Here is a 2,956-nt window from a genome sequence, read left to right as displayed (position 1 = left end):
AACTGCTCAGCCAGTGCAAAATCCAACTGAATGGTAATCATTGTGTCTTCTTTGCCATATACATTTTTCGCCTGGATATCCAGTTTCGGTCCATAAAATGCTGCTTCTCCATCTGCTTCCACAAATGGAAGTCCCAATTCTGAAAGCATTTCACGCATAACTCCCTGTGACTCTTCCCAGTATGCAGCGTCTCCGATATATTTTTCCGTATTGTTCGGATCCCATTTTGACAGACGGTAGGTTACGTCATTTTCCAGTCCCAGGGTCTTCAGACAATAGAGTGCCAGGTTTACACATCCTTTGAACTCTTCATGGATCTGCTCCGGAGTCATGATTAAATGTCCTTCGGAAATGGTAAACTGGCGTACTCTGGTAAGTCCGTGCATTTCTCCGGATTCTTCATTTCTGAATAAGGTGGAAGTTTCACCATAGCGCAGCGGCAGATCCCGGTAACTCTTCTGGCTGGCTTTATATACGTAGTACTGGAATGGACAGGTCATGGGACGAAGTGCGAATACTTCATCATCCTTGTCTTCATCTCCCAGGACAAACATTCCTTCTTTATAGTGATCCCAGTGACCGGAAATCTTATACAGATCACTTTTTGCCATTAATGGCGTTTTGGTTCTCACATAGCCTCTCTTTTCTTCTTCGTCTTCAATCCATCTCTGCAGAGTCTGTATGATGGTAACGCCCTTAGGCATAAGAAGCGGCAGTCCCTGACCGATTACATCTACCGTAGTGAATAACTCCATTTCACGCCCCAATTTGTTATGGTCACGTTTTTTTGCTTCTTCCATTTGTAACAGATAAGCATTTAATTCATCTTTTTTGGCAAATGCTGTTCCGTAGATACGCGCAAGCATTTTATTTTTTTCATTACCTCTCCAGTATGCACCGGAAGAAGAAGTCAGCTTAAATGCTTTAATGGACTTTGTGCTCATTAAATGCGGTCCAGCACAGAGATCTGTAAAATCTCCCTGGCGGTAAAAAGAAATAGTGGAATTTTCCGGAAGGTCCTGAATCAATTCTACTTTATAAGGTTCCCCCTTTTCTTCCATGAACTGAATCGCTTCTTCTCTTGGCAAAGTAAACTTTTCCAGTCTTGCTCCTTCTTTGATGATTTTCTTCATCTCTTTTTCGATATTATCCAGGTCTTCTCTGGAAAATGGCTCATGATCAAAATCATAGTAGAAACCGGTGTCAATCGATGGCCCAATTGCCAGTTTTGCATCCGGATACAGGCGTTTTACCGCCTCAGCCAGCACATGTGAGGTAGTATGACGCAGAGCCGCCAGTCCCTTTTCATCATTAGCAGTTAAAATAGAAAGTTCACAGTCCTGGTCTACTACAGTTCGCAGATCCACAACCTCACCGTTTACTTCTCCGGCACATGCCATTCTTGCCAGCCCCTCACTAATATCCATCGCGATATCATATACAGATTTGCTGTCTTCATATTCTTTTTTTGATCCATCTTTTAATGTAATAATCATATTGTTACCCATTTTGTGCCCCAGGTTAATCTGCAGCACAGCCGCTACATTGCAGCTTCCTTTCTATCATTTTTCATCTTTTACAACATACTTCACGCAAAAAGTCCCCGGACCATACCTGCCGGTACGATCCAGGGACGAGTATTCGAACTCGCGGTTCCACCCTGATTGTTTCTTAGAAACCACTCATTTTGATGATAACGGTATCACCGGACCGGATTAGGGCCACTCAGAGGCAGTTTTCAAATGTTTCCTAACAGGATATTTCCAGCACCAATCCCTCTCTGGGTTATTCCGCATTCTACTCTTCTCTTCAACGTATTAACAATCTCTATTCTTGATTATAGCATTTACACTTCATTTGTCAACACCTGATATTCATTTAAATATTTCCAACCAGTTTTTCTTTAACCAAAGCAAAAAATTCCCGCACCAGATAATGAATCTGGAACCTTGGGTCGGAAGCTGCTGCTATTCCCGACAGATTTGTATATCCCTGCTTCTTTCCCAGCTGTATTGCCCGGAAAACATGGAAATTGTTTGTCACAATGCCAACTTTGTCTTCTTTGCTTCCAATAAGCTGCGCACTGTACTTCAGGTTTTCCTGGGTACTGGTGGATTTATCTTCTAAAATTAGTCTGTTTGCTTCAATCCCCCCTGCTGTCAGGTAACGTCTCATGGCCTCCGCCTCGGTAATATCCTCGCCGGGACCTCTGCCGCCGGAGAGGACAGCCTTGCTTTCCGGATTTTCTTTCAGGTATTCAGCTGCTGCATCCAGACGCAATGTCAATGCTCTACTGGGGACTTCTCCCTTAACCTGGGCACCCAGAACGATTACGTAATCCAGATTCTTTTCCCCATGCTGGAACATGCCGGTGAAAATAAATACTTCCACCAGTAAAAAAACAAATAATCCTACCGCCAGCACGCCGCCTAAAATGACTTTGCACCAGGTGGGAAAAAAATGTGCCCCCGGATGTGTTTTATGGTAGTGTCCCAAAAAGGCAAGACCAAAAAACACTGCTGCTCCGCAAAGCCAAATGATTGAAAAATCCATTCCGATACTCACTAAAATCACAAAATAAAGCAAGGATGCTATTCCTAAAACCAGCCATAAAATCTGCATTGTATTTTGATACCCCCTTTTGTCTGTGTTTTCATTACTATTTTCGACTATTTTCCAACTATATTACAAAGATCTTTTTTCAGTTTAACTTATTTTACAAGGTCTGTCAATGCGGCGGTGGTTTCATAACGTAGTGTTCTATTAAATGCCTTATATTTGGGTTTTGCTGATTAAGACGCTTTGTATACAGAGGTAGTGTACGAAAAGATGGGCGTGGGAAACTGGTATGAACTCCGTCAGCTGGCCGCAGAACTGGTATTTTCTAACCTTTCCGAAGCGCTTTTTGACGGCACGCGGGCATTCACCGAGAAATCCTGATGCATTTCTCGGTTCA

General features: G+C 43.0%; 3 protein-coding genes and 1 other annotated feature. All 3 genes read right to left on the bottom strand.

Annotation, left to right across the window (positions count from 1 at the left end):
• Positions 1-1,496 (bottom strand): threonine--tRNA ligase (gene thrS, locus ACH2DQ_RS13045; protein ID WP_395027013.1); only part of this gene is annotated, 1,496 nt, incomplete at its 3' end.
• Positions 1,497-1,626: 130 nt separating this feature from the next.
• Positions 1,627-1,822: a binding site (T-box leader), on the bottom strand.
• Between the two features lie 56 nt (positions 1,823-1,878).
• Complete coding sequence (locus ACH2DQ_RS13040; RefSeq protein WP_394915898.1) at positions 1,879-2,622, bottom strand: YdcF family protein; 744 nt, start codon at positions 2,620-2,622, stop codon at positions 1,879-1,881.
• Positions 2,623-2,772: 150 nt separating this feature from the next.
• A partial coding sequence (locus ACH2DQ_RS13035; protein WP_395027011.1) for a hypothetical protein occupies positions 2,773-2,956 on the bottom strand: 184 nt, incomplete at its 5' end.

The organism is Robinsoniella sp., from assembly GCF_034124845.1.
The sequence above is the reverse complement of the archived record's forward strand: the minus strand, read 5'-3'. Positions and strand labels throughout refer to the sequence as shown.